Raw genomic sequence first — 24,204 nt, forward strand, 5'->3', positions numbered from 1 at the left:
TTTCGCGAGCAGGCTCGCTCCCGCAAGGGGGTTGTGTGTTGATCAGTGGAAGTCGCGGCTCTGTACGCGGATGCCGTTGAGCAGCGGGCTCAGGTCGCTAAGGCGTCCGGCGATCAAATGGCGCACTTCGCCTTCGCGCTCCCAGCGCCCGTCGACCTTGAGCAGTTGCGAGCCCACCAGCACCTGGCGCTGACGCTCGGCCAGGTCGCGCCAGACCACCACGTTGACGTTGCCGAACTCGTCTTCCAGAGTCACGAACGTCACGCCACTGGCGGTGCCCGGTCGTTGCCGGCCCGTGACCAGACCGGCAATGCTCACCGGTCGCCCGTGTTCGACATCGAGCAACTCCTGCGAACTGCGGCAGCGTCGCGCCTTCAATTCGCCGCGCAACAACGCCAGTGGATGCGGCCCCAACGTGGTGCCGACCGTCGTGTAATCGGCGTGCAGATCTTCGCCAACGCTGGGTTTTGGCAACACCACATCAGGCTCTTCCTGGCTCGGCAATCCGGCAAACAGTCCCAGTTGTTTCTGCACTCCGGCGACTTCCCAGCGTGCCCGGTGACGATGACCGGCCAAGCCGCCCAACGCCCCGGAATCCGCCAGCAACGCTTGCGCCCGGCTGTCGAGTGCGGCGCGCTCGCCCAGATCGGCAACGTCGGCAAACGCCCCACGCGCCCGCGCCGCTTCGATGCGCCGGGCATCGTCTTCGCGAAAACCCTTGATCATGCGCAGGCCCATGCGGATCGCCGGTTGCGCCGCCGTGGTGGTTTCCAGGCTGCAATCCCAATCACTGGCGCGCACGTCCACCGGGCGAATCTGTAATTGATGGCGACGTGCGTCCTGCAAAATCTGGTCGGGACTGTAGAAACCCATCGGCCAACTGTTGATCAGTGCACAGGCGAAGGCCGCCGGTTCGTGGCACTTGAGCCAGCAACTGGCGTAGGTCAACAAGGCGAAACTGGCAGCGTGAGACTCAGGAAAGCCGTAACTGCCGAAACCCTTGATCTGCTCGAAGATCTGCGCGGCGAACTCGGGGGTGTAGCCGTTTTTCTTCATGCCGGCGGCGAGTCGCTCCTTGTGCGGCTCAAGCCCGCCGTGACGTTTCCACGCCGCCATGGAGCGGCGCAGCTGATCGGCCTCGCCGGGGCTGTAGTCGGCGGCAACAATGGCGATCTGCATCACCTGTTCCTGAAACAGCGGCACGCCGAGGGTTCTTTCCAGCACCACTTTGAGTTCTGGCGAAGGATAGGTTTCCTCTTCTTCCTTGTTCCGACGGCGCAGGTACGGATGGACCATGCCGCCCTGAATCGGCCCCGGGCGGACGATGGCCACTTCGATCACCAGATCGTAGAATTTCGCCGGTTTCAGGCGTGGCAGCATCGACATCTGCGCCCGCGATTCGATCTGGAACACACCGATGGTGTCGGCGCGGCTGATCATCTCGTAGGTCGGTTTATCTTCGGACGGGATCGTCGCCAGGCTCAGATCCATATTGCGATGGCGGCTCAGCAAGTCGAAACAGCGGCGGATCGCGCTGAGCATGCCCAGCGCGAGGATATCGACCTTGAGCAGCCCGACTGCGTCGAGGTCATCCTTGTCCCACTGAATGATCGTGCGGTCGGCCATTGCCGCGTTCTCCACCGGCACCAGTGTGTCCAGCGGCTGCTCGGAAATCACGAAGCCGCCGGGGTGTTGCGACAGGTGCCGGGGGAAGCCGATCAGTTGCCCGGTCAGGCTCAAGACCCGGCGCAGCACCGGGCTGTCAGGGTCGAAGCCGCCTTCGAGCAGGCGCGCTACCGGCGGCGTTTCATCACTCCAGTGGCCGCAGCAATCGGCCAATGCGTTGATCTGATCCGGCGGCAGACCCAGCGCCTTGGCCACGTCGCGCACGGCCCCGGCGGCGTGGTAGGTGCTGACCACCGCCGTCAGCGCCGCACGATGACGACCATAACGGCGGAACACGTATTGCAGGACTTCTTCGCGGCGTTCGTGTTCGAAGTCGACATCGATGTCCGGTGGCTCGTTGCGCTCTTTCGACATGAACCGTTCGAACAGCAACGTCGTGCGATCCGGGTCGATTTCGGTAATGCCCAAGGCAAAACACACCGCCGAGTTGGCCGCCGAGCCACGGCCCTGACAGAGAATCTGTTGCGTGCGGGCAAAGCGCACTACGTCATGCACAGTGAGGAAGTAACTTTCGTAGCCGAGTTCGGCGATCAGTTTCAGCTCATCGTCGATCTGCTTGAGCACTTTCGCCTGTGCGCCTTTCGGCCAGCGCCAGGCGATGCCCTCCTCGGTCAAATGTCGCAGCCATGAACTGCCGCTGTGCCCCTCGGGCACCAGCTCTTTCGGATACTGATAACGCAGATCGCCCAGATCGAAAGTGCAGCGCCGGGCCAGATTCACCGATGCCTCCAGCAAGGCCTGCGGGTACAACTCGCGTAACACCTCGACGCTGCGCAAATGGCGCTCGCCATTGGGATGCAGACGCAAACCAGCCTCGGCCACCGGTACGTGATGGCGGATCGCGGTCATGGTGTCCTGCAGGGCGCGCCGGCCACGGGCGTGCATGTGCACATCGCCGCTGGCCACGGCGGGAATCTGCAGTTCGGCGGCCAGACTCAGCAGCATCGCCAACCGGCGCTGATCGTCCTGCCCGCGATGCAGTTGTACCGCCAGCCACAGCCGTTCGCCGAAGGTTTGCTTCAGCCAACGGCCCTCTTCCAGGTCATCCACCGAGTCCGGCACCCACAACACCAATAATCCCGGCAGGGCTTCGCTGAAGTCTTCGCGCAGCACCTGATACTGGCCTTTCTGCGTCCGCCGCCGGGCGCGGGTGATCAAACCGCACAGCGCCTGATAACCTTCAAGGTTCTCCACCAGCAGCACCAGTTTCGGGCCATTGTCGATGCGGATTTCGCTGCCGATGATCAGCGGCAGCTCAACCGACTTCGCCGCTTGCCAGGCACGAACGATCCCGGCCAGCGTGCATTCGTCAGTGATCGCCAGCGCCTGATAGCCGTGCTTTTTCGCCCGTTGAAACAGTTCCAGCGCACTGGACGCACCGCGCTGAAAACTGAAGTTCGACAGGCAGTGCAGTTCGGCGTAGTCAGCATTCATGCAAACCAGCCCTGCAGCCACAACGGACCGTCCTCGCCCACCGCCCGATAGGCCCAGCCTTGCTGACCGGCACGGTTCTGGATCAGGTAGTAATCGCGGCGCACATCATCACCGTCCCACCAGCCGGATTCGATGCGTTCGGGGCCCATGAGGATCCGCGCCGAACCTTGCGGCACGCTCTGCGGCTCGCCGAGCAACCAGCCCGGGCGATGGACACTGGGCAACCCTGAGCACGGTTGTTTATCGACGCCGTTTTGCCATGCGCACTCCGGCCGATGATCCGCCTGAAAGCGCAGCCCTTGCACCGCGTCATCTCCCAGCCGTGCACGCAAGCGTTCGCGCAGTTGCTCCCAGGGCAAAGTCTGCTGCGGACGGTCGTCGAACAGCTCCTGAAACTGCGGGACGAAACTCGGCAGATCTTCGGCGCGCAAACGGAAGCCACGCACCGGTGCCTCGACCTGCACCTGCTCCAATCGCCCACGGGCCAGTTCGAAAAGCATCGCCGGATCGCGCTCGGCGCTGAGCAGGCCGACCTTGATCACGGTGTCCGGCAGCCCGGCGTGTTCCAGATGCAGATCAAAGCGCTGCACGCCGCTGTCACGCCCACACAGGAACGCCGACAGATCACCGGTCAAACGCCGCAACGGGAATAACAAGGCCTGATGGGATTGCACGTCGAAATTCAGTTCGATACGCACATCGAAACGATCCGGCGGCAGATAGAACGCCAACGCCAGTGGCCGAGCGCCAAACAGGGTATCGAGGTGTTTGAGCATCGGAGCTTCGAAACGCCGGGCCAGCGCCTGACGCGGCAGGCTCTGCACCTGACTCAGATTGCGCAGGCCCATGCGCGACAACGCCGTGGCCACGCCCGGCTCCAGACCGACGCGGTCGATCGGCAATTGGCCGAGATGATGCTGCAAGGCCTCGCCGTCCGGCACTACCAGCCCGTCATAAGCGTTGGCCAGGATACGTGCGGCCGCCGGGTTGGGCGCCGCGACGATGCGATGACGGAAACCCAGATCCGTCAGTTCCTTGCGCAATCGCGCTTCGAACTGCGGCCAGGAACCGAACAGGCCCAGGCTCGACTCGATCTCGAACACCACGGTGCGCGGGTAATGCACGCTGACCTGCGCACTGAAACGGTAAGCCCACGCGGCGAGAAACTGCTGCCAGTGTTCGACCTCGGCGGCTTCGTAATCGGCGGTGACAAACCCCTTGCTCATGGCCTGGGCGGCCGTCATCGACTGGCCGGCGCGCAAGCCGAGTTTGCGTGCTGCCGGGTTGACCGCTTGCAGCACCCGACGCTGGGCCGGGCCGCTGAGCAGCACCAACGGCTCATCGGGGTCGGGCCGCTGACGCAGCACGGCGTCGAGGGCCAATTGCGGAAAAAGGATACACACCCAGCGCATGACGACCTCAGTGCCCCACGGCAAAGGCAATCGGCGCCGTACGCGCCAGTCCACCGCGACACTTGAGCACGCGCAGTTGCGCAGGTTTGGCATCAATGGCAATGCGCAGCGCTGCCGGAGACGGGTTGACCGCTTCACTCAACGCTCGCCAGGCGAATGCCAGGGTCTGACCGGTTTCCGCCGCCACCTGCAAACGCCGCAATGCGCGGTCATCGGCCTTGTGCGGCCAGCACAGCACCGCGCCGCAACTGCCCGAACGCAGGCATTGTTCCGCGGCCCACAAGGCATCGCGTTCACTGGCCTGGATCACCGACAACTGGCGCAGATCGACCCCGGCGTTTTCCCACGCCTGCGGATACGGCACAAATGGCGGCGCCACCAGCACGATGCGCTCCCCCGCCGCCGACAGCCGCGCCAATGTCGGCCAGACCAGTTGCAGTTCACCGACACCTGGGCCGGCCAGCAGAATTTCGCTCAGTGCCGCTTCCGGCCAGCCACCGCTGGGTAATGCGGCGTCCAGCGCGGCATGCCCGGTCGGTTGTGGGCTGGCCGCCGGTGGCGCAGGCCGGCCCTTCCAGACCTGGCCGCCATTGAACAGCGTATCCAACGCAACGACGGCGCCCATCAGCCTTGCCTCACCAGACCGCAGAACACCCCTTCGATGGCCAGATCCTGATCATCGCCCACGACAATCGGCTGATACGCCGGGTTGCGCGGCAACAGCCGCACCTTGTCGCCGACACGCTCGAAACGTTTGATGGTGACTTCGCCATCGAGCCGCGCCACGACGATCTGGCCGTTCAGCGCCTCGGGATTGCGGCGCACGCCGACCAGATCGCCGTCGAGAATGCCGTCCTCGATCATCGAATCGCCCTGTACCCGCAGCATGTAGTCCGGGGTCCGGGAGAACAGCGCCGGGTCGAGCATCAAGCGGCTGTGGATGTCGGCATCCGCGCCAATCGGTGCACCGGCGGCGACGCGACCGAGCACCGGAATGTCCAGCAGCTCCGGCCGCGCTGGTTGCCCAAGCAGACGAATGCCCCGGGCCTGATGCGGATTGACCTCGATAAACCCGGCTTCGGTGAGCGCCAGCACGTGCTTGCGCGCCACGCTGCGCGAGGCAAAACCAAAAGCCTCGCTGATTTCAGCGAGGCTTGGGGGCTGACCGTGTTCGGCGATGCGTTCGCGGATAAAGGTCAGGATGGCGGTACGGCGGGGAGTCAGGTTCGTCATGGAGTACATTTGTACTCCTGTAGGATTTTCCTGACAAGCGCCGCCAGTCAGCTCAAGCCACGTTTGGCCAGAAATCCTGAGATGTAATCGATGAACGCGACGACCTTGGCCGTGGCCCGGCGATGGCTCGGGTACACCGCCAGAATGTGCGGGCCGAAGCTGTCCGGGTCGATGTCGTAGTCGGCCATGACCCGCACCAGGCGCCCGTCGGCAATGTACGGCGCGGCGCTCCACAGCGGCGTGTGCAGCAAACCGCGCCCGGCCAGAGCACTGGCTAGCAAAAGGTCGTAATTGTCGCTGCGCAATAACGGTGTTGCAGGTTGTGGCAGGCTCAAACGCTGGCCATTGCGCTCGGCCCACCAGAATTCGCGGCTGAGCAACGGGTGCCGGTACAGCAGCCATTCATGCTGCTCGAGAGTTTGCGGGTTCACCGGCAGGCCCTTGCGCGCCAGATACTCAGGACTGCCACACAGGGCCAGCCGATTACTGCCGACCACCCGCGAAATCAGCCCCGGCAGGTCATCGTGACCTTCGCGCAAGGCCAGGTCATAACCACTTTCGAGCAGATTGACGAACTCGTCGCACAGATCCACTTGCAGACTGATCTGCGGGTATTGCTGCAAAAAGCCGTCGCACACCTGATCGAGAAACGCCCGGCCATACGCCAGTGGCGCGGTGATTTTCAGGCTGCCGCGCAAGCCATGTTGCAACTGCTCGATTTCTTCACTGGCCTCATCCAGCCGCTGCAATACCAGCCGCGCCGTTTCCAGATACACCCGGCCAATTTCGGTCAGCAGAATCCGCCGCGTGCTGCGTTCGAACAACCGCGCACCAAGCTCCGACTCCAGATGATTGACCGCTTTGGTCAGGGCCGAGGGGGTCTTGCCGAGCTGCTCGGCGGCGCGACTGAAGCTGCCGAGTTGCGCAGTGACCACGAACATTTTCAATGCACCCAACTTGTCCATGCTTTTTCCATTCAGGCAAAAACGTTTTTCGTAAGGGAGGCGTTCTGCTGGCCGTTGCCAGCCACTAATCTGGCCATCAGACGCAATAACAAGGAAATCTTCAATGAAAAGATTCATCCCGAGCCTGTTGGCTGCCGCCGTAAGTTTTGCCTCGATGGAAGCCATGGCCGCTGCCGATCTGGTATTGATCAATGGCAAGATTTTCACCGCTGATCGCGCTCAACCGAAGGTCCAGGCACTGGCCGTCGAGAACGGCAAAGTGCTGAAAGTCGGCAGCGACGCGCAGATCAAGGCGCTGATCGAATCCGGCACCAAAGTCGTCGATCTGGGTGGCAAAGCGTTGATGCCCGGTCTGATCGACAGCCATTCCCACGCCATTTTCGGCGGTCTGGAAATGGTCTCGGCGAACATGGAAGACGAAGTCGTCGCCCTCGACGAACTGGAAAAAAACCTGCGTACCTGGCGTGATGACGGCAAGGCCCGGCACGGCGATGTGCTGAGCATTGCCGGCATGAGTTCGAAGTACTGGGCACAAGCCGAAGCCTTGGGCAAAACCTTCAACAACGGTGAATGGGCCAACGTGCCCGTGGTGTTCATCGGCAGCGACCACCACACCGCATGGGCCAACAACGTCATGCTCAAGCGCGCGGGCATCGACGCCGCTCTGCTGAAAACCCTGCCCGACGCAGAAAAAGACACCGTCGGCAAACTGGCCAGCGGCGAACCCAACGGTTTTGTCGTCGATGCCGGTTGGGATCGGGTCGCCTCGAAAATGCCGGTGCCGAGCGCCGCCGACATGCTCAAAGCCGCGCAGTCGGCCGTGCGTTTCAATAACAGCCTCGGCATCACCGCGTGGATGGACCCCGCCGCCAACGCCGCACCGGGCGAAGCGGTTTTCGCCCTCAAACCCACCGAGAAAACCGTCGGCGTGCTGCCGGCCTATAAAGCACTGTCGGAAAGCGGCGACATGAGCGTGCACGTTGCCGCGTTGCTGGTGGCCAACCCGAAAAGCGTACCCGCCGACCTTGATACACTGGACAAGGTGCGCCAGCAATTTCAGGGCATTCCTAACCTGACTCTGCCCGGCATCAAGATCTTCGCCGACGGTGTGATTGAATACCCGGCGCAAAGCGCAGCGATGATCGATCCCTACAGCAACTCGCACAAACAGGGCGAATTGCTCATCGATCCGCAGCACTTCGGCGAACTGGTCAGTGCCATCGACCAGCGCGGCTGGCTGGTGCACATCCATGCCATCGGCGACCGCGCCGTACGCGAATCGCTGAACGGTATCGCCCAGGCGCGCAAGGATCGGCAGAGCGGCGTGACGCACTCAATCACGCACCTGCAAATGGTCAACCCGAAAGAGTTCGCCCGTTTCAAACCGCTCAACGTCATCGCTTCGATGCAATTGCTCTGGGCCAGTGCCGACGATTACACCACCGACATGATCAAGCCGTACGTCAGCGCCCTCGCCTTTCGCTACCAGTACCCGGCGCACTCGCTGCTGAAACAGGGTGCGACGATTGCCGGTGCCAGTGACTGGCCGGTGTCTTCGCCGAACCCGTTCAACGCCATGGCTCAGGCCATCACCCGCGTCGGCCCGCTGGGCGTGCTCAATGCCGACGAGCGTCTGGACCGCGAAACCATGTTCTACGCCTACACCGTCAACGCCGCGCGCACCATTGGCCTGGAAAAGCAGATCGGTTCGCTGACACCGGGCAAACAGGCCGACTTCATCGTGCTCGACCGCGATGTGTTCAGCGTCGACAACAAAGCCCTGCACGACACCCAGGTTTTGCAGACCTGGTTCGGCGGCCGTCAGGTCTACACCGCCGCTCAATAACAACAAGTCTCCCCTGTAGGAGTGAGCCTGCTCGCGAAGGTGGCGTATCAGTCACAAACAATGCTGCATGAACCACCGCTTTCGCGAGCAGGCTCGCTCCCACAAGGGTTCCGCGAGAGTGACTGAGATTGCATTCCCAGCCCTCCTGCGGGTTTGTCTTTCTGCCCAAAAATAATCACAACATCGGGACTTCACATGAAAGCCTTGCCCCTGTTCGCCCTCAGTTCCTTGAGTCTGCTGCCGTTGAGCAGCTTTGCGATTCCTTTGAACGACGACTTCGCCGTGCTGGTGGATCTGACACTGGCCAGCGATTACCGCACTCGCGGCATCTCGCAGACCCAGAATGACCCTGCCGTGCAGGCCGGTCTGACCCTCGCTCACAGCAGCGGTTTGTACCTGGGCGCCTGGAGTTCCAACGTCGATTTTGGCGGCGGTCTGAATACCCGTCAGGAAGTCGATTACTACGCCGGCTGGCTGTGGCAGGCCACCGAGGATGTCAGCCTCGATCTGGGTTACATCAAGTACGCCTATCCCAAGGAAGGTCAGTTCAACCAAAGCGAGGTCTACGGGATTTTTGGTGCCTACGGCGTGAAAGTGGCGGCGTATTACTCCAGCGACGCGCCGGGGATCGACAGCAAGCAGAGTTCGCTTTACAGCTATGTCAGTTATGAAACCGGGCTGCCGTTCGATTCGGGCCTGAAATTGCGCTACGGCAATATGGATTTCAAGGATCCGCACTTGTACTCGGCGTCCGGGCAGGCAGAAGACAGCTACCGGGAATGGGAGGTCAAAGTTACCCACAATCTGGCCGGTGTGGTGCTCGGATTGAGCTACATCGACACCGATCTGTCGCAGACGCAATGCCTGAGTAATTGGGGCTTCAAGGACGTCTGCACGGCAACCGTGGTCGCCAGCGTCAGCAAATCCTTCTGAAAAAACGCTGTCCACCTGTGGGAGCGAGCCTGCTCGCGAAAGCGGTGGAACAGCCGACATCAATCTTGACTGACATACCGCCTTCGCGAGCAGGCTCGCTCCCACAGTTTTGATCGGGGTGAGCCAGCTCGGCATTTGTTACTGGATGTTTACGGAATTTTTACCAATGTTCTTCTACAGTTACACGCGTAACCGTGTGTGTTTTCTATTTGCGTAGAGGAAGAACAAGAATGGCTTTGGGCAACGGACTGCGTTTACCGTCCATCACTCCTACCCGACTGGTGCTGCTGTTTTCCCTGGCGCTGGTCGCGTTGTACAACCTGGCGACCTGGAAGGCGCTGGGCACACTGATCACCCTGCAAGGCGCGCACAAAGTGGCGTTCTTTGCTTCGTTCGGACTGTTTCTTTGGGCTGCGATCACCCTGCTGCTGACCCTGGTGTCGTTTCGCTGGACGCTTAAACCGGTGCTCACGATCGTCGCCCTGCTCTCGGCCTGCGCCGCGTATTTCATGAACGAATACGGGATCACCATCGACACGGTGATGATTCAGAACGTCTTCGAAACCAACCCCGCCGAAGCGACAGCGCTGTTCAACGGCAAACTGCTGAGCTATGTGCTGCTGCTCGGCGTGCTGCCGGCGGCGCTGATCTGGCGTTGGCCGGTGAGTTATCGGCCGTTCTTTCGCGGTCTGCTCAACAAGGTGCTGGTGATTGTCGCCTGCGTATTGGTCATCGCCGTCTCGGTGGGTGCGTTCTATTCGACCTATGCGCCGATCTTTCGCGAAGAAGACAAGCTCACTCACTTCATCAACCCGACCAACTACATCTACGCGATCAGCAAATACACCAAGCAACGACTGGGGATCAAAAAGCACTTTGTGGTGCAGGCCGTCGGCGAAGACGCGGTGATGAGCGCCAAGGCTGCCAGCCGCGAGAAGAAATCGCTGATGGTCTTCGTGGTCGGCGAAACTGCCCGCGCCGATCATTTTTCGCTGAACGGATACGAGCGCGAGACCAACCCCGAACTGAGCAAACTGGACATCCTCAACTTCACGCAGGTGCATTCCTGCGGCACATCGACGGCGGTGTCGGTGCCGTGCATGTTCTCGATGTTCCCGCGTGAGGATTACAGCGACAAGAAAGGCAAAACCTACGAAGGCCTGCTGGATATCCTGCAACGGGTCGGCGTGCAAGTGCTGTGGCTGGACAACAACAGCGACTGCAAAGGCACCTGCCTGCGCGTGCCCCATCGCGATATTTCAAAGAACCAGCCGGGACCGTTCTGCGACGGCAACAACTGCCTGGATGAAGCCTTGCTGGAGGATCTGCAAAGCTACATCGACAGCCTCAAGGGCCACGCAATCATCGTGTTGCACGCCGATGGCAGCCATGGCCCCGAGTATTACGAGCGCTATCCGAAAGACATGGAGCGCTTCAAACCGATCTGCCACACCAACCAGTTGGGCAGTTGCAGCCGCGATGAACTGGTCAATGTGTACGACAACACCATCCTCTACACCGACCACTTCCTCGCCAAGGTGATCGAACTGCTCAAGCGCAATCAGGCAACGCTGGATACCTCGATGATCTATGTCTCCGATCACGGCGAATCCCTCGGGGAAAACGGCTTGTACCTGCATGCCGCGCCTTATGCACTGGCGCCGGAGGCACAGACCCATGTGCCGATGGTGATGTGGTTTGGCGACAACACCCTGGCCCATGAAGGCATTGACCGCGGTTGTCTGCAAGGCAAGACCGGGCAGACGGATCTGAGCCACGACAACCTGTTTCATTCGGTGCTCGGCCTGTTTGAAGTCAAGACGTCGCTGTATCAGCCGGGGCTGGATATCTTCCATGGCTGCCGACCATCCATGACGGCTGCGCAATAACCCGGATATTGCGCAGTTCCCCTTGTAGGAGTGAGCCTGCTCGCGATAGCGGTGTGTCATTCAACAATGATGTTGGCTGATCGACCGCTATCGCGAGCAGGCTCACTCCTACAGGGGGCTGAGGTGTATCAAGGAGTGAGGTTTGCCAGGTAGGCCCACGGGTAGATGCCGCGTTGGTGGCCGTCGCTGAACACCAGTTGCACGCCGTAGCCCTGGGGGTTGAGTTCGATCAGGCGGACGCGGTCATCGACCAACGGCACCATGCCTTTCAGGCGAAACGCGCGGCATTGCGAGCACGGGCATTGGCGGCGCAACTCGGCGTGATTGAGCTGCTGTTCGCGCCCATCCGGCCAACTCAGCCGTAGCGTCTGCTCGCTCTGCGAGTTGCCCACCGACAGCGGGTTCATTGCAACTGACTCAAGGCAATCCGCACGGCTTTGCGCACTTCCGGATCGCCGTCATCCTGCGCCGCCTGCAATGCGGCCACGGCGCCGCGATCATTCAACTCACCCAAGGCCAGCGCGGCCTCTTTGCGCAGGTTGCTGATGCGGTGGCCGAGGGTCTCGATCAGGGCGTCCAGCGCTGGGGCAAACCGCAAGCGGCCGAGGCTGCGGGTGGCGCGCAGGCGTACTTGCCAATAGTCGTCGTTCAAGGCTTCGATCAGTGCCGGGCCGGCGTCGCTGTGGCCGACCTTGCCCAAGGTTGTCGCGGCTTCTTCGCGCACTTGCCAGGCGTTGTCCTGCAAGGCCTGGCGCAGGGCCGGCAGAACGTCAGCGTCAGAGGCCAGGCCAAGCGCACCGGTTGCGGCACGGCGGACTTCGGTGTCCGGATCGTCGCTGGCCAGTCGTGCCAATGGCGGTAATGCGTCGAGTTGCTTGAGCCAGCCGAGCACGCCCACGGCTTCGCGGCGCACATTGGCATCGGCATCGTTCAATGCCGCGATAGCTGCCGGCGCGGCATCGGCGAAACGCAGTTCACGCAAGGCGCGGAACGCGGCGATGCGTACGCTGACGTCGGCATGCCCGGTCCACGGCAGAATCACCCGCCCGGCTGCAGCGGTCTTGAGCAGGCTCAAACTTTGGGCGGCGGCGGATTGCACAGCGGGCGACGGATCGGTCAGCGCTTCACACAAGGCTTGAACGACCGCTTGCTCCTCCCAGGCCTCCAGCAACCGCGCGGCTTCAGCGCGGACTTCTTCGGCAGGATCCTGAGCGAGGCGATCAACCAGCCAGAGCAAGCCATCCGGCTCCTCCAGATCCGCCAGATCAATCAGGGCAATCCGTCGCACACCCGCGTCTTCGGCGGTCAGGCGTGGTTGCAGGGCAAGTATGTCTGCGTTATCGGTCACAGCAAAAATAGAGGTCATAGGGCAAATCGCGGCAAAGGGTTTTCGGGAGGCAGGCCGAGCGGATTGAGGCGCGGCAGCGGTCGGTCGTTGTCGTGGCGCAGCAGGTCGAGGCAGTGGCGCTTGAGTCGGGAGAATTCGGGGCTGGTGACCAATTCGCTGCTGCGTGGCCGGGCGAAGTCGAGGCGCAAGTCTTCGATGATTCGCCCCGGCCGCGCACTCATCACCAGCAAGCGGTCGGCGAGAAAAAGCGCTTCGTCGATGTCATGGGTGACGAACACCACGGTGGTACGGATGCGCGTCCAGATATCCAGCAGCAGCTCCTGCATGTTCAACCGAGTGAGTGCATCCAGCGCGCCGAACGGCTCGTCCATCAGCAACAGGCGCGGGCGGTTGACCAGCACGCGGGCGATTTCGACGCGTTGTTGCATGCCACCGGAGAGTTGATCAGGCCAGCGTTCGGCGAAGTCTTCGAGACCGACCAGTTTGAGGATTTCAGTGGCAGCGCGATGGCGCTCGGTTTTGCCAATGCCACGCATTTTCAGGCCGAAGGCAACGTTGTCGCGCACCGAACGCCACGGAAACAGCGTGTGATGCTGGAACACCATGCCGCGCTGCGGCGACGGCCCGGACACTTCGCTGCCATCGACTTTCAGACTGCCGGAGTGCGCGCGCAGATGCCCGGCCAGCGCTCCAAGCAAAGTCGATTTGCCACAACCGGACGGGCCGAGAATGCACACGAACTGGCCCGGTTCGATCTGGCAATCGAGTCCCTGTAACGCCTCGAACGCTTCACGCCCTTCGCCAAGGACAATCGACAGTTGGCGAATGTCGATCCGCCCTTGCGGGGTTTGCATCACGCTCATCAGGCTTTTCCTCGCGGTCGATGCCAGGGCGTGAACAACCCGCCGAGGCGTTTGATCAGCAGACTGCTGCCCATGCCCAACACGCCGATCAAGAGCATGCCGACGACGATGTCGGCGTAGTTCTGAATGGTGTAGGACTCCCAGGTGTAGTAACCGATGCCGAACTGCCCGGAGATCATTTCGGCCGTCACCAGGCAGAACCACGACGTGCCCATGCCGATGGCCAGGCCGGTGATGATGCTCGGTGCGGCGCCGGGCAGGATCACTTCCAGCAGGATCGCCCGGCGCCCTGCCCCGAGGCTTTTCGCCGAGGCGATCAGACGTGGATCGACGCCTTCGACGCCGTGCACGGTGTTGAGCAGGATCGGGAACAGTGCGCCGGTGAAGGTGATGAAAACCATCGACAGCTCGGAGGACGGGAACATCAGAATCGCCAACGGGATCCACGCCACGGCGGGGATCGGGCGCAGCACTTCAAGTGGCGGCAACAGCAAGTCTTCGGCCCATTTCGAGCGGCCGATGGCCAGGCCCAAAGCAATGCCGATCAGTCCGGCCGCGAGATAACCGGCGAAGACGCGGCTGAGGCTGGCGGTCAGGTGTTGCAGGAGCTTGCCGGAGTCGCCCAGACCAAGCGCCGCTTCGATCACCGCCAAGGGTGTCGGCACGTTAGCGAAGGTGATCAGGCCGAGGTTCCAGTGGTGGCTGGCGGCGAGTTGCCAGAACAGCAGGCAGAGCAGCAGTGAGGCAGCCCTCGGAACCCAGCGTGAAAATGATCGGTACACAATAATTCCTCTCAACCGAGATCCCCTGTGGGAGCGAGCCTGCTCGCGAAAGCGGTGGGTCAGGTGATGATGTATTAGCAGGTCTGACGCCTTCGCGAGCAGGCTCGCTCCCACAGGGGAATGTGATGTGCATGAAATCAGCGGATGGCAACGGCCTGGGTGGTGGCATCGGTGAAGTCAAAAACCTTGCCGCCCTGCGCCGCTGCAAATTGCTGCGCCTGGCCTTTGAGCAGGAACGCACTCAAACGACCCTTGGCATCGCTGGCAAACCACGCCTGATCGGCCAATAACTTGATCCCGCTGTCACTGGCCTGCGCATACACAGCGCGGATGCTTTTGCCTTCCTGCTTCAGTGTGGCGAGCGCAGCGAAGGCTGATTCGGCGGAGGCGTATTGGCGCACCTTGTCCTCGCCGCGCACCCAGACTTCAGCGACGTGGCTGAAGTCGGTGATCACTTTGCCGGTCGCCGCATCCGTGGCCTTCAGCGGCGTCTGCGTGTAGTTGGCCAGTTGCGCCGTGTAATCCAGATTCGACGCCTTGAACGCCGCCCGGATGTACTGGTCGTCGATGAAGGTGTTCAGATCGAGGCCACGATCGGCCTTCTTCAGCAGCTTCAACGTGTCAATGGCGGTACCGACGGCCTGACGATATTCAGGCTTCCAGCTCAGGTCGCGGGTCTGCACGCCGAGCGGGCCGTGGAACAGGTAATTAACCTCAGCATCGACGCCGGTGACCTTGGCAATCAGCTCGCTGTACTTTTCAGGTTCAGCGGCGAGCAATTGATTGGCCTCAATGCTCGCACGCAGATAGGCGACGACGATTTCCGGGTACTGCTTCGCGTACGCCTGATCCACCAGCGCGCCATGGAAGGTCGGCGCATTGGCCTGGGCGCCGTCGTAGATCTTGCGAGCGAAACCACGGCTGGGGAATAGCTCGGCGAACGGCACGAAATCGGCGTGGGCGTCGATCTTGCCGGCCTGCAGCGCGGAGCCGGCGACCTCGGGCGGCTGGGCGATGATGTTGACGTCTTTCAGCGGATCCCAGCCCTGCTCCGCCACCGCGCGCAGCAACATGCCGTGGGCAGTCGAGGCAAATGGCACGGAGATGGTCTTGCCTTTGAGTTCGCTCAGCGACTGCACGCCGGACGCGCTCGGCACGACGATACCGTTGCCGCTGCCCTTGATGCTGCCCGACAGCACGCTGATGAACAGACTGTGTTTGCCCGCCGTTTCAAATGCCACGCCGTTGAACGCGCCGGGGAAGTCGGCCATGGCGCCGAAGTCGAGTTTGCCGGCGACCATCTCGTTGGTCAGCGGTGCACCGCTGGTGAAGTTTTTCCACTGCACATCGTACTGGGCGTCTTTGTAGGCGCCGTCGTGGGGCAGGTATTTGTCGAGCAGACCGAGTTCACGAATCAACAACCCGCCGGCGGCGCAATTGATGGTGGTGTCCTGGGTGCCGATGGCGATGCGGATGGTTTCGGCCGAGGCCGACACGGTGAACGAAGCCAGTACCAGACCGGCGATTGCTGCACGCAACATGGTTGTTTCCCCTCGAATCATTTATTGGATGTTCGTCTCCGCCGCGATCAGGGCGCGGTGGGAAACGAGGGGGTTTCGGTGATTCCAGCGTCCGGTGTTTCCGGATGGCTTTGGTTGTCTGGGCCGGCCTCATCGCTGGCAAGCCAGCTCCCACAGGGTTTTCGGGTGTTTGCAAGATCCATGTCCGAAAAAAAATCTCTGTGGGAGCTGGCTTGCCAGCGATGGCGTCCTGTCAGTCAGCGCAGGAGATAGGGGATGTCGACTTTGACGGCACCCGTCGGGCAATCCTTTTCGCAGGGCATGCAGTACCAGCATTCATCGAACGCCATGTAGGCCTTCTGCGTGGCCGGGTTGATCGCCAGCAAGTCCATCGGGCAGACGTCGATGCACACGGTGCAGCCCTTTTCAGCGATGCATTTGTCCTCGTCCACGGTGACGGGGGCGTTGGAGCGGAAAAAGATTTCCTGAGCTTGATAGGCCATGGTTCGGACTCTTTGATGATTGATGTATCAAGCGGCGAAGGCGCCCACTCGCAAGCGGTCGTAGGCCTGCATTTCTTCGGCATCGAGCGGGATGATGTAAGGCTCGACGGCTTTTTTGAAACTGGTCATGCGGCCGTCCTCGCCCTTCTTCAGATGGCAATGGCAGAACCACTCAGCGTCATTGCGCTGCGGGTGATCGACGCGATAGTGGTACAGGCCCCAACGGCTTTCAGCACGGAACAACGAGGCGCGGGCGGCCATTTCGGCGCAGTCGCGGATCACACTGGTTTCCATGGCGCGCATCAGTTCGTGGGCGTTGTTGGCTTTCATCTGCTCGAGATCGCGCTCGATGTCGCTGAAGCGTTGCAGGCCGATCTGCATCTTCTTGGTCACTTTCGGCGGTTGCAGGTAGTCGTTGACGAAGCGGCGCAGCTTGTACTCGACCTGTGCCGGCGGCAGACCGTGCTCACGATCCAGCGGTGCATAGACCCGGGCTTTCTCCTTTTCGATCTGCTCGGCATCCAGCGCAGAAAACTCGCGGTCAGCGACAAAATCCGCCGCGTTGTGCCCGGCAAACCAGCCGTAGGTGAACGCGCCGAGCATGTAGTTGTGCGGCACGGCGGCCATGTCGCCGGCCGAGTACAAGCCTTTCACCGACGTCTCGGCGCGCTCGTTGACCCACACCCCGGACGCCGAGTGACCGCTGCAAAAACCAATTTCGGAGATGTGCATCTCGACCATCTGCGTGCGGTAATCGGTGCCGCGATTGGCGTGAAACTGGCCACGACTCGGGCGTTCGTTGCTGTGCAGGATTTCTTCGATGTTCTGGATGGTTTCTTCGGCCAGGTGATCGAGTTTGAGGAACACCGGGCCGTTACCGCTCTCCAGTTCCTGGTGAAACTCCCACATCATCTGCCCGCTCCAGTAGTCGCACTCGATGAAGCGTTCGCCCTTGTTGTTGGCGGTATAGCCGCCCAACGGACCGGTGACGTAAGCGCAGGCCGGGCCGTTGTAATCCTTGATCAACGGGTTGATCTGGAAGCACTCGAGGTTCGCCAGTTCGGCCCCGGCGTGATAGGCCATCGCGTAGCCGTCGCCGGCGTTGGTCGGGTTTTCGTAGGTGCCCATCAGGTAACCCGACGACGGCAGACCGAGACGCCCGGCGGCACCGCACGCGAGGATCACCGCTTTGGCCTTGATCACATGGAAATCGGCGGTGCGGCAGTCGAAGCCCATTACGCCATTGACGGTGCCCTCCTCGTCAATCAGCAAACGCGTGCACACCAGGCGATTGGTGATGCTCACCCGGGCGCGTTTCAACTGGCGATAAAGGACTTTTTTGATGTCGTGCCCTTCCGGCATCGGCAGTACGTAAGCGCCCATGTGATGGACTTTTTTCACCGCGTAATCGCCGGTCTCGTCTTTCTCGAACTTCACGCCCCAGCGGTCGAGCTGTTCGATAGTTTCGAAGCTGTGGGTGGCGTAGGCGTACACCGCTGCCTGATTGACGATGCCATCATTGGCGATGGTGATTTCCTTGGTGTACTGCTCTGGAGTCGAGTGGCCGGGGATGATCGCGTTGTTCAGGCCGTCCATGCCCATGCTGATCGCGCCGCTGCGCTTGACGTTGGCCTTGTCGACCAGCAGCACACGCAAATCCTTGTTTTTTTCCTTGGCCTTGATCGCCGCCATCGGCCCGGCGGTGCCACCGCCGATCACGACGATGTCGTATTCCTGTTCGAGAACGTTGCGGGTCATGCCTGCTCCCCTTTTTGCCGGTCGATCCGCAGGCGGTACTGGAACGCATCGCCACGGTAGTAAAGGTGTTCGAAGTCCAGCGGCTGGCCGTTGGCGTCGTGGGTCAGGCGTTCGATGCGCATGATCGGCGAGCCGGCCTCGACGTTAAGGGCCTGGGTCAGGTCGCTGTCGGCCAGCACCGCGTCGATCGCCAGATCCGCATGGCCGAGGGCGATGCCGCAGTCGTTTTCGAGAATAAGGAAGATGTCGCGGGTGACCAGATCAGCCTTCTCCAGCCGTTCGCCAACCGCTTTGGGCAGGTAGGTGATTTCCAGCGAGATCGGCTCACGATTGATCAGCCGTACGCGTTTGATCTGCGCCACTGTCTCGCCTTCCGTGACTTGCAAACGCTCGGCGACGCGTTTGTCGGCGGGGATGAATTTGAAACTGCGCAGGCGGTTGATCACCTCATAACCGCGCCCGGTCATGGACTCGGCGAGGCCTTGCAGGCTGCTGACGTTTTGAAAGGTTTTCGGTTTGGCGACGAAGGTGCCTTTGCCGTGAATCTTGAAGATCAGCCCTTCCTTCTGCAGATCGCCCAAGGCTTGGCGCACGGTGATGCGGCTGACTTTGAACAGCGCACCGAGTTCGCTTTCGGAGGGCATCTGGCTGTCTTGCGGATATTCACCATCGAGGATGCGCGCACGGAGGACGTCGCGCAGTTGGGTGTGCAGCGGAACGCTACTGAGGGAGAGAACATTATCGGTCATCGCGGGATCACTTGTTATAACGAGTTATGACGTGATCTTAGAGTTGTTATGACAAGGTTGAGAAATACCGAATGGGCATAAGGTTAGATACGACGACGCACTGCCAATGTGGGAGCGAGCCTGCTCGCGAAAGCGGTGGTTCTTTCAGCAAAGATGGTGACTGACACGCCGCCTTCGCGAGCAGGCTCGCTCCCACAGGGGGATTGTGTAGGTCAGTAAAGGTCAGTGGCGTTTGAGGATCTGGTCCATGACCCAGTCGGTCTTGAGCGCTTGTTCAGCGACGGCAGGATGCTGTGATTCGCCGCGAATGTGCGCGTTCATGCCCAGCACGTGGTGCCACTGGATATGCTCGTGATGGGCAATTTCCAGGCTGAGGAGTTCATCCGCATGCAGTTGAACAGGATGTTCATCGAATACCGAAAAACTGATCCGCCCACGACTGCCGATGATCTCGACCCGATCCTCGCGCCGATCCGCAACAAAGCTCCAGCAGCCCATGCCCAGCGCCCCGGAGGCGAATCGCCAACTGGCGCTGACGGCGTCCTCGGCCGCGTACAACCCGGCTTGCCTTGCGGTGAATCCGGCGACTTCAACAATGTCACCGAGCAGATACTGGAACAGATCAAAACCATGGCTGGCCAGATCAGCGAAGTAACCACCACCGGCCACCGCCGGATCGGTGCGCCAGTTGTTGCTGCCGTCCAGATCCGCCGCTGACGGGGCCTTGGTCAGCGTCCAGCTCAGGTGCCGAACCTCGCCGATGCGGCCCTGCTCCAGCCACTGACGCACCTGCGCAAAACGCGGTAACGAACGGCGGTAGTAGGAAACGAACAGGTGCAGGCCTGCATCGGCAAACGCCTGCTGCATCTCGCGGCTTTGCCCGGCATTCAGCGCCATGGGTTTTTCCACGCAGCAATGCTTGCCGGCGGCAGCGACTTTGAGGCTGTAGGCGTGGTGGCTGTCGGGGGGCGTTGCGATGTAGACCGCGTCCACCTCGGGATCATTGATCAGCGCGTCGACATCGGTGTAGACCCGGGCGATGCCGTGGCGCGCGGCGTAATCGCTCACGGCCTCAAGGCGTCGGCCCATGACTGCCACCAATGCCGAGCCCGGAGCCTTGTAGAAGGCCGGTCCACTTTTGCGCTCAGCGACGCTGCCGCAACCGATCATGCCCCAACGCACCACGTTCATTGCCCGCTCCCTGTATTTGAAGACCTTAGCCGATGCGCAAAGCGCGCAGATCCAGATGACCGTCCTTGAGCGGCGGGCACCAGTAGTAACCGCCGGTGATCGGACGGCTGATGCGATACAGGCCATCGGTGATGCCGTCTTCCAGACCGCTCATGCGGCGCAATTGCGCTTCGAAAGCATCCAGCGAAAAACCGAAGGCGAGGAACATCAGGCCGGCGCGGTCGCCTTCGATCCACGGCATCGAGCGGCGGACGACGAAGGCCTCCGGCGCAAAGCTTTCCTGCGCGGTGCGTTTGACGTGGGCGGAAACCGGCGCGTCGTCGATCTCTTCGTTGTCGCTCAGGCGACGGCCCATGATGTTGTCCTTGTCTTCGGCGGACAGCTTATGGAAGCCCTTGAGGTCGTGCTGCCATTGCTGGATCGCGGCGAAGCTGCCACCGACCAGGCCTTCGGCACCGTCACCGAGCAATGCGGCGGCGATGGCTGCGTCATCGTGCGGGTTTTCAGTGCCGTCTTCGTAGCCGGTCAGGTCGTGGCCGTCCTTGTGGCGGAAGGCTTCCTGCACATCCGCCAGACGCAGGGCCGGAGCCAGTGCTGCTTCGAAGGCATTGCAGCGGTTGAGCAATTCGCCACGGTCAACGCCGTGCAGCCAGACCCACAGCGCATGCTGGGTCGACGGGTTTTCCACGCCGACACCGGTCATGGCCGGGAAGCTGCGCAGGCCGTCGATTTCCACGTTGAGGGCTTTGGCCAGGGACTCACCGAAACCGACCACCGCCGATTGGCCGTCCACCAGGTTCATCAGGTTGTCGATCGCCTGCGGCAGTGCTGCAACTGATTCGAGGGCGAAAAACAGATGACGTGCTTGCGCAGGAACAGGGGTGGCGAGAATGCCCGGCTGGTAGTAACTCATGTGAACTCCTTGGAAAGTGCGCGGGAGTTTACCTGTGGCCAGACGGTTTGTGTGGTTGAAATACTGATGCATTGAGCACAGAAAATCCCTGTGGCGAGGGAGCTTGCTCCCGCTCGGGCGCGAAGCACCCGCAAACCCTGCATGCAAGGTGTGTCTGGAGGAATGAGGTGGCAGGTTTTGGGTCTGCTGCGCAGCCCAGCGGGAGCAAGCTCCCTCGCCACAGGAATCGTCTGGACTACGTTGTGCTGCTCTCAACCCGCCACGCACTCGGGCTCATCCCCGTCCAGCGCTTGAACGCCCGGCGAAAGCTGCGCACGTCGCTGTAGCCGACTTCTTCAGTAATCCGCTCGATCGGCATATCGGGATTGGCCAGCAGACTCATCGTCCGCGCCTGCCGCACTTGCTCCAGCAAGGCTTCAAAGGTCAGCGAATGCTCGGTCAGGCGCCGGCGCAAAGTGCGGCTGCTCATGTTCAGGTCACCGGCAATCTTTTCGATATGGCTGCCCCGGCTCAGGTCCCGGGCAATCGCGCGTTCCACGGCTTGAATCAGATCAAGTTTCTGATGCACCTGCGCCGCTTCCAGCTCCAACAACGCCACCGCCTGACGCAACGCCAACGAGTGGTGATTGGGCAGGTTGACGTCGAGCCATTGCGCGTCGATCAACATGCGATTGTGCAGGCAACCGAAGCGCACGTGCGGCCCGAGCAAACGGTGATACTCGCTCAGGTAATCCGGTGCGGCATGCACGAATTCCACGGCAATTGCCTGAAAATCGGCCCCCGCCAGCGCTCGACCGTACACCAGCAGACTGGCGAAAAACTCCTCGACTGCGAACAGCTGGACATCGGCGAACGGCAAACGGCATTCGGCATCGAGATGCACCTGTTCACCGACCACATCGACGCTGGAAACCACAATCCCGCCCGACGTGTGCTGATGGCGAATGCCCAGAGCGAAGGCGTCGCGCAAGGTCTTGCACAGCGACAGAACATGGCCGAGCAGGCCCAGCGTGCCAAGTACATTCTGCGCCCCGACCCACAGGCCCAGGCCCTGATTGGGCAGCACCTTGAGCGCGCGCTGAATCATCGCCACGGCCTGACGATAGGAAATCCGCTGCGCCGGATCCTGCAAATCTTCAAGGGTAAAACCCAGACCACGGCACAGGCTTTCGGGGTCGACGCCCTTGTTCTGCGCAACTTCGGCGAGGGTTTGCAGGAGAAACGGCGAGACCAGCGCCAGTTCAAAGGTCGGGTCTTGGACTTTTACGTTCATGGGGGCGAGACATTCCGGAGCACGCTTGATTGTTATTTTTGTAACCGGTTATGTCGAAAGAAGTTAGCACAGGGTTGGCGCACTGTCCGCAGAAGTCCCCCTAACTGTCCGCCAATACCCTGCCCTGTCGGGCGCCAAGCGCTTATTTCTATAGTGCCGGGCGTCCTGCGTGCCGGCGTTGCGCCCAATCACAATAATAATGAGGACGGATATGAACCCGAACCGCGCGACTTACCGTTGCCGCCTGGCCCTGACATTACTGGGCTGCACCGCAACCCTGCCGGCGCTGGCCACCGAAGCCGGCGTCGACAACATCGGCACCGGCACCGACGGCTTCTTCATGCTGCCACTGGAGGTCGACAGCCTTCCTGAGAACATGGTCGCGTTCAACCTCTACTACAACCATTACAAGGCTCGAAAGCTCAACATCAGCTCGTTTGGCGGCAAGGTGCCGAATGTCGAGATCGAGTCCACCGCGGTGATTCCACGCCTCGATTATCTAAGCCCGGTACGCATATTCGGCGGACGCCTGGCCGGCTACATCGCCCAGCCTTGGCTAAAACAGGAAGTCTCGGTGTTCGGCTTGAGTGACACCCGCGAAGGCATGGGCGACACCACCGTCGCGCCGATCATTCTGTGGGACATGGGCAAAAACCTGACCCTCGGCGCCGCCGTGGAAATCACCGTACCGACCGGTGAGTACAGCGTCGATCGGCTGGCCAACACCAGCAACAATTTCTACACCTACAAACCGCTGTTCTCCTTCACCTGGCTGCCGACGGACAAGACCGAGGTGTCGATGAAGACCACTTACAGCTTCAACGAGAAAAACAAGGACACCGATTACAAATCGGGGCAGATCTTCCACTTCGATTACTCCGCCAGTTACAAGATCACCGACGACCTGATGCTCGGCATCAACGGCTACTACCTCAAGCAGACCACCGACGACAAACATTTCGGCCATACCGTGCAGTTTGCCGGGCAGGATGTCGACGACGGCGTGCGTGGCAAGGTGTTCGCCATCGGCCCGGCGCTGCACTTCACCTTCCTCAAATACGCCAGCGCGGAGATTCGCTGGGCCAAGGAATTCGACGTGGAGAACCGGCCGGAAGGGGAAATGCTGTGGGCGAAGGTGAGTATTCCGTACGCGTTCTGAGTGTATTTGTAGGAAAGAACACCCGGTTTTGTAGCCTGAAAACCTGAAAAACGCAGGGGAGGAATACGCCTACAGCTGCGGTCGAGATTGCCGGACAACGGTGGGAAACGTCCGGCAGATTTCAAAGGGGCGCTTGCAGATACTGGCTCCGTTACCCCATGGTTCCTCAAGGGCTCATGGGGTGCATCGTCTGCCAGTGACGACATTGGGCCATGCCCCCCTTAAACTGCCAAGATTGATCACGGAGATCACCATGAGCATATTACTTTCCCCGTTTTACTCTGACTTCGAATCCGAAGAAGAGGCCGAGAGCTACGATCGCTGGTTTCGTGCCAAGGTGCAGGCTGCACTGGATGATCCCAGTCCGGGCATACCTCACGAGGAAGCTATGCTGCTGCTCGACCAATTATTAGAAGAGAGACGCAAGAATCGACACGCTGCCGCTTGAATGGAGCGATCAAGCTCTGGACGATCTGGCTGACATCATCGATTACGTCGAACAACACAACTCAAACGCTTCAGCGGCTCTGCAACACAAGGTGGGTACAGCAACGCAAAGGCTTTCATCAATCCCCTATGGTTACAGATCCGGTCGAGCGCCAGGTACTCGGGAAATGGTGGTTAATCCTAACTATCTGCTGGTCTATCGAGTGAACGGGCGCATCAGAATACTGACGCTGGTCCACGCCCGACAAAAATACCCACGAAGCTCATCAGCATAAAAAAAGGGCGGCCAAATGGCCGCCC

22 protein-coding genes are annotated in these 24,204 nt (G+C 61.0%); 6 read left to right on the forward strand and 16 right to left on the reverse strand.

The genetic code is table 11. The features are described from left to right. Positions 1-42: 42 nt before the first annotated feature. The 5 genes from ACIOWE_RS07385 to ACIOWE_RS07405 are packed head-to-tail and all read right to left on the reverse strand — an operon-like array spanning position 43 to position 6,730. Positions 43-3,120: an error-prone DNA polymerase gene (locus ACIOWE_RS07385; protein ID WP_401389225.1), complete on the reverse strand. Its 3,078-nt coding sequence runs from the start codon at positions 3,118-3,120 to the stop codon at positions 43-45. Next, the gene (locus ACIOWE_RS07390) at positions 3,117-4,532 is read right to left on the reverse strand and encodes a Y-family DNA polymerase (protein ID WP_401389228.1); all 1,416 of its coding nucleotides are present in this window, start codon (positions 4,530-4,532) and stop codon (positions 3,117-3,119) included. Before ACIOWE_RS07390 ends, ACIOWE_RS07385 begins: the two co-directional genes overlap by 4 nt. A 7-nt stretch (positions 4,533-4,539) precedes the next feature. Further along, positions 4,540-5,157, reverse strand: coding sequence for a translesion DNA synthesis-associated protein ImuA (gene imuA / locus ACIOWE_RS07395; RefSeq protein ID WP_201238481.1), 618 nt, complete (start codon positions 5,155-5,157; stop codon positions 4,540-4,542). Further along, positions 5,157-5,774 (reverse strand): transcriptional repressor LexA, encoded by a 618-nt coding sequence (gene lexA, locus ACIOWE_RS07400; RefSeq protein WP_401389231.1) that lies wholly within the window; start codon positions 5,772-5,774, stop codon positions 5,157-5,159. The genes imuA and lexA overlap by 1 nt, the downstream gene beginning before the upstream one ends. A gap of 38 nt (positions 5,775-5,812) precedes the next feature. Then, positions 5,813-6,730 carry a LysR substrate-binding domain-containing protein gene (locus tag ACIOWE_RS07405; protein WP_401389234.1) on the reverse strand — a complete coding sequence of 306 codons (918 nt, stop codon included), beginning with the start codon at positions 6,728-6,730 and terminating at the stop codon, positions 5,813-5,815. 103 nt (positions 6,731-6,833) lie between these two features. Between ACIOWE_RS07405 and ACIOWE_RS07410 the strand changes: the two genes are divergently transcribed. From ACIOWE_RS07410 to ACIOWE_RS07420, 3 genes are all read left to right on the forward strand, one after another. Then, positions 6,834-8,576, forward strand: a complete 1,743-nt coding sequence (locus tag ACIOWE_RS07410; protein WP_401389237.1) for an amidohydrolase — start codon at positions 6,834-6,836, stop codon at positions 8,574-8,576. A 195-nt stretch (positions 8,577-8,771) separates the two neighbouring features. Continuing rightward, a complete protein-coding gene (locus tag ACIOWE_RS07415) occupies positions 8,772-9,509 on the forward strand; it encodes a TorF family putative porin (protein WP_401389240.1) in 738 nt (245 codons plus the stop codon). Positions 9,510-9,739: 230 nt separating this feature from the next. Continuing rightward, entirely contained in the window at positions 9,740-11,398 is a 1,659-nt protein-coding gene (locus tag ACIOWE_RS07420; RefSeq protein ID WP_401389243.1) for a phosphoethanolamine transferase, read from the forward strand. 128 nt (positions 11,399-11,526) lie between these two features. On the opposite strand, the gene ACIOWE_RS07425 is transcribed toward ACIOWE_RS07420, so the two are convergent. From ACIOWE_RS07425 to ACIOWE_RS07475, 11 genes are all read right to left on the reverse strand, one after another. Next, the gene (locus tag ACIOWE_RS07425) at positions 11,527-11,805 is read right to left on the reverse strand and encodes a DUF971 domain-containing protein (RefSeq protein ID WP_401389246.1); all 279 of its coding nucleotides are present in this window, start codon (positions 11,803-11,805) and stop codon (positions 11,527-11,529) included. Continuing rightward, positions 11,802-12,764, reverse strand: a complete 963-nt coding sequence (locus ACIOWE_RS07430) for a HEAT repeat domain-containing protein (protein ID WP_401389249.1) — start codon at positions 12,762-12,764, stop codon at positions 11,802-11,804. Before ACIOWE_RS07430 ends, ACIOWE_RS07425 begins: the two co-directional genes overlap by 4 nt. Beyond that, positions 12,761-13,609 carry an ABC transporter ATP-binding protein gene (locus ACIOWE_RS07435; RefSeq protein ID WP_401389252.1) on the reverse strand — a complete coding sequence of 283 codons (849 nt, stop codon included), beginning with the start codon at positions 13,607-13,609 and terminating at the stop codon, positions 12,761-12,763. Before ACIOWE_RS07435 ends, ACIOWE_RS07430 begins: the two co-directional genes overlap by 4 nt. Next, entirely contained in the window at positions 13,609-14,391 is a 783-nt protein-coding gene (locus ACIOWE_RS07440) for an ABC transporter permease (RefSeq protein WP_401389255.1), read from the reverse strand. The genes ACIOWE_RS07435 and ACIOWE_RS07440 overlap by 1 nt, the downstream gene beginning before the upstream one ends. A gap of 137 nt (positions 14,392-14,528) precedes the next feature. Further along, complete coding sequence (locus tag ACIOWE_RS07445) at positions 14,529-15,932, reverse strand: ABC transporter substrate-binding protein (RefSeq protein WP_401389258.1); 1,404 nt, start codon at positions 15,930-15,932, stop codon at positions 14,529-14,531. Positions 15,933-16,168: 236 nt separating this feature from the next. Continuing rightward, the gene (locus ACIOWE_RS07450; protein WP_401389261.1) at positions 16,169-16,414 is read right to left on the reverse strand and encodes a ferredoxin family protein; all 246 of its coding nucleotides are present in this window, start codon (positions 16,412-16,414) and stop codon (positions 16,169-16,171) included. 27 nt (positions 16,415-16,441) lie between these two features. After that, positions 16,442-18,172, reverse strand: coding sequence for a fumarate reductase/succinate dehydrogenase flavoprotein subunit (locus tag ACIOWE_RS07455; RefSeq protein WP_401389264.1), 1,731 nt, complete (start codon positions 18,170-18,172; stop codon positions 16,442-16,444). Beyond that, the gene (locus ACIOWE_RS07460; protein ID WP_401389267.1) at positions 18,169-18,921 is read right to left on the reverse strand and encodes a GntR family transcriptional regulator; all 753 of its coding nucleotides are present in this window, start codon (positions 18,919-18,921) and stop codon (positions 18,169-18,171) included. Before ACIOWE_RS07460 ends, ACIOWE_RS07455 begins: the two co-directional genes overlap by 4 nt. Before the next feature lie 222 nt (positions 18,922-19,143). Next, entirely contained in the window at positions 19,144-20,112 is a 969-nt protein-coding gene (locus ACIOWE_RS07465) for a Gfo/Idh/MocA family protein (protein WP_401389270.1), read from the reverse strand. Positions 20,113-20,137: 25 nt separating this feature from the next. After that, positions 20,138-21,025, reverse strand: coding sequence for a Dyp-type peroxidase (locus tag ACIOWE_RS07470; protein WP_401389273.1), 888 nt, complete (start codon positions 21,023-21,025; stop codon positions 20,138-20,140). A gap of 235 nt (positions 21,026-21,260) precedes the next feature. Beyond that, entirely contained in the window at positions 21,261-22,298 is a 1,038-nt protein-coding gene (locus ACIOWE_RS07475; protein WP_401389276.1) for an AraC family transcriptional regulator, read from the reverse strand. 211 nt (positions 22,299-22,509) lie between these two features. Here ACIOWE_RS07475 and ACIOWE_RS07480 point away from each other — a divergent pair, with 211 nt between their 5' ends. From ACIOWE_RS07480 to ACIOWE_RS07490, 3 genes are all read left to right on the forward strand, one after another. Next, positions 22,510-23,457 carry a transporter gene (locus ACIOWE_RS07480; RefSeq protein WP_401389279.1) on the forward strand — a complete coding sequence of 316 codons (948 nt, stop codon included), beginning with the start codon at positions 22,510-22,512 and terminating at the stop codon, positions 23,455-23,457. A gap of 253 nt (positions 23,458-23,710) precedes the next feature. Further along, positions 23,711-23,905, forward strand: coding sequence for a stability determinant (locus tag ACIOWE_RS07485; RefSeq protein ID WP_401389282.1), 195 nt, complete (start codon positions 23,711-23,713; stop codon positions 23,903-23,905). 37 nt (positions 23,906-23,942) lie between these two features. Then, complete coding sequence (locus tag ACIOWE_RS07490) at positions 23,943-24,179, forward strand: type II toxin-antitoxin system RelE/ParE family toxin (RefSeq protein WP_401389437.1); 237 nt, start codon at positions 23,943-23,945, stop codon at positions 24,177-24,179. Positions 24,180-24,204: the final 25 nt, after the last annotated feature.

This window comes from Pseudomonas sp. NPDC087598, assembly GCF_044743525.1.
In the GTDB taxonomy this organism is placed as follows: domain Bacteria; phylum Pseudomonadota; class Gammaproteobacteria; order Pseudomonadales; family Pseudomonadaceae; genus Aquipseudomonas.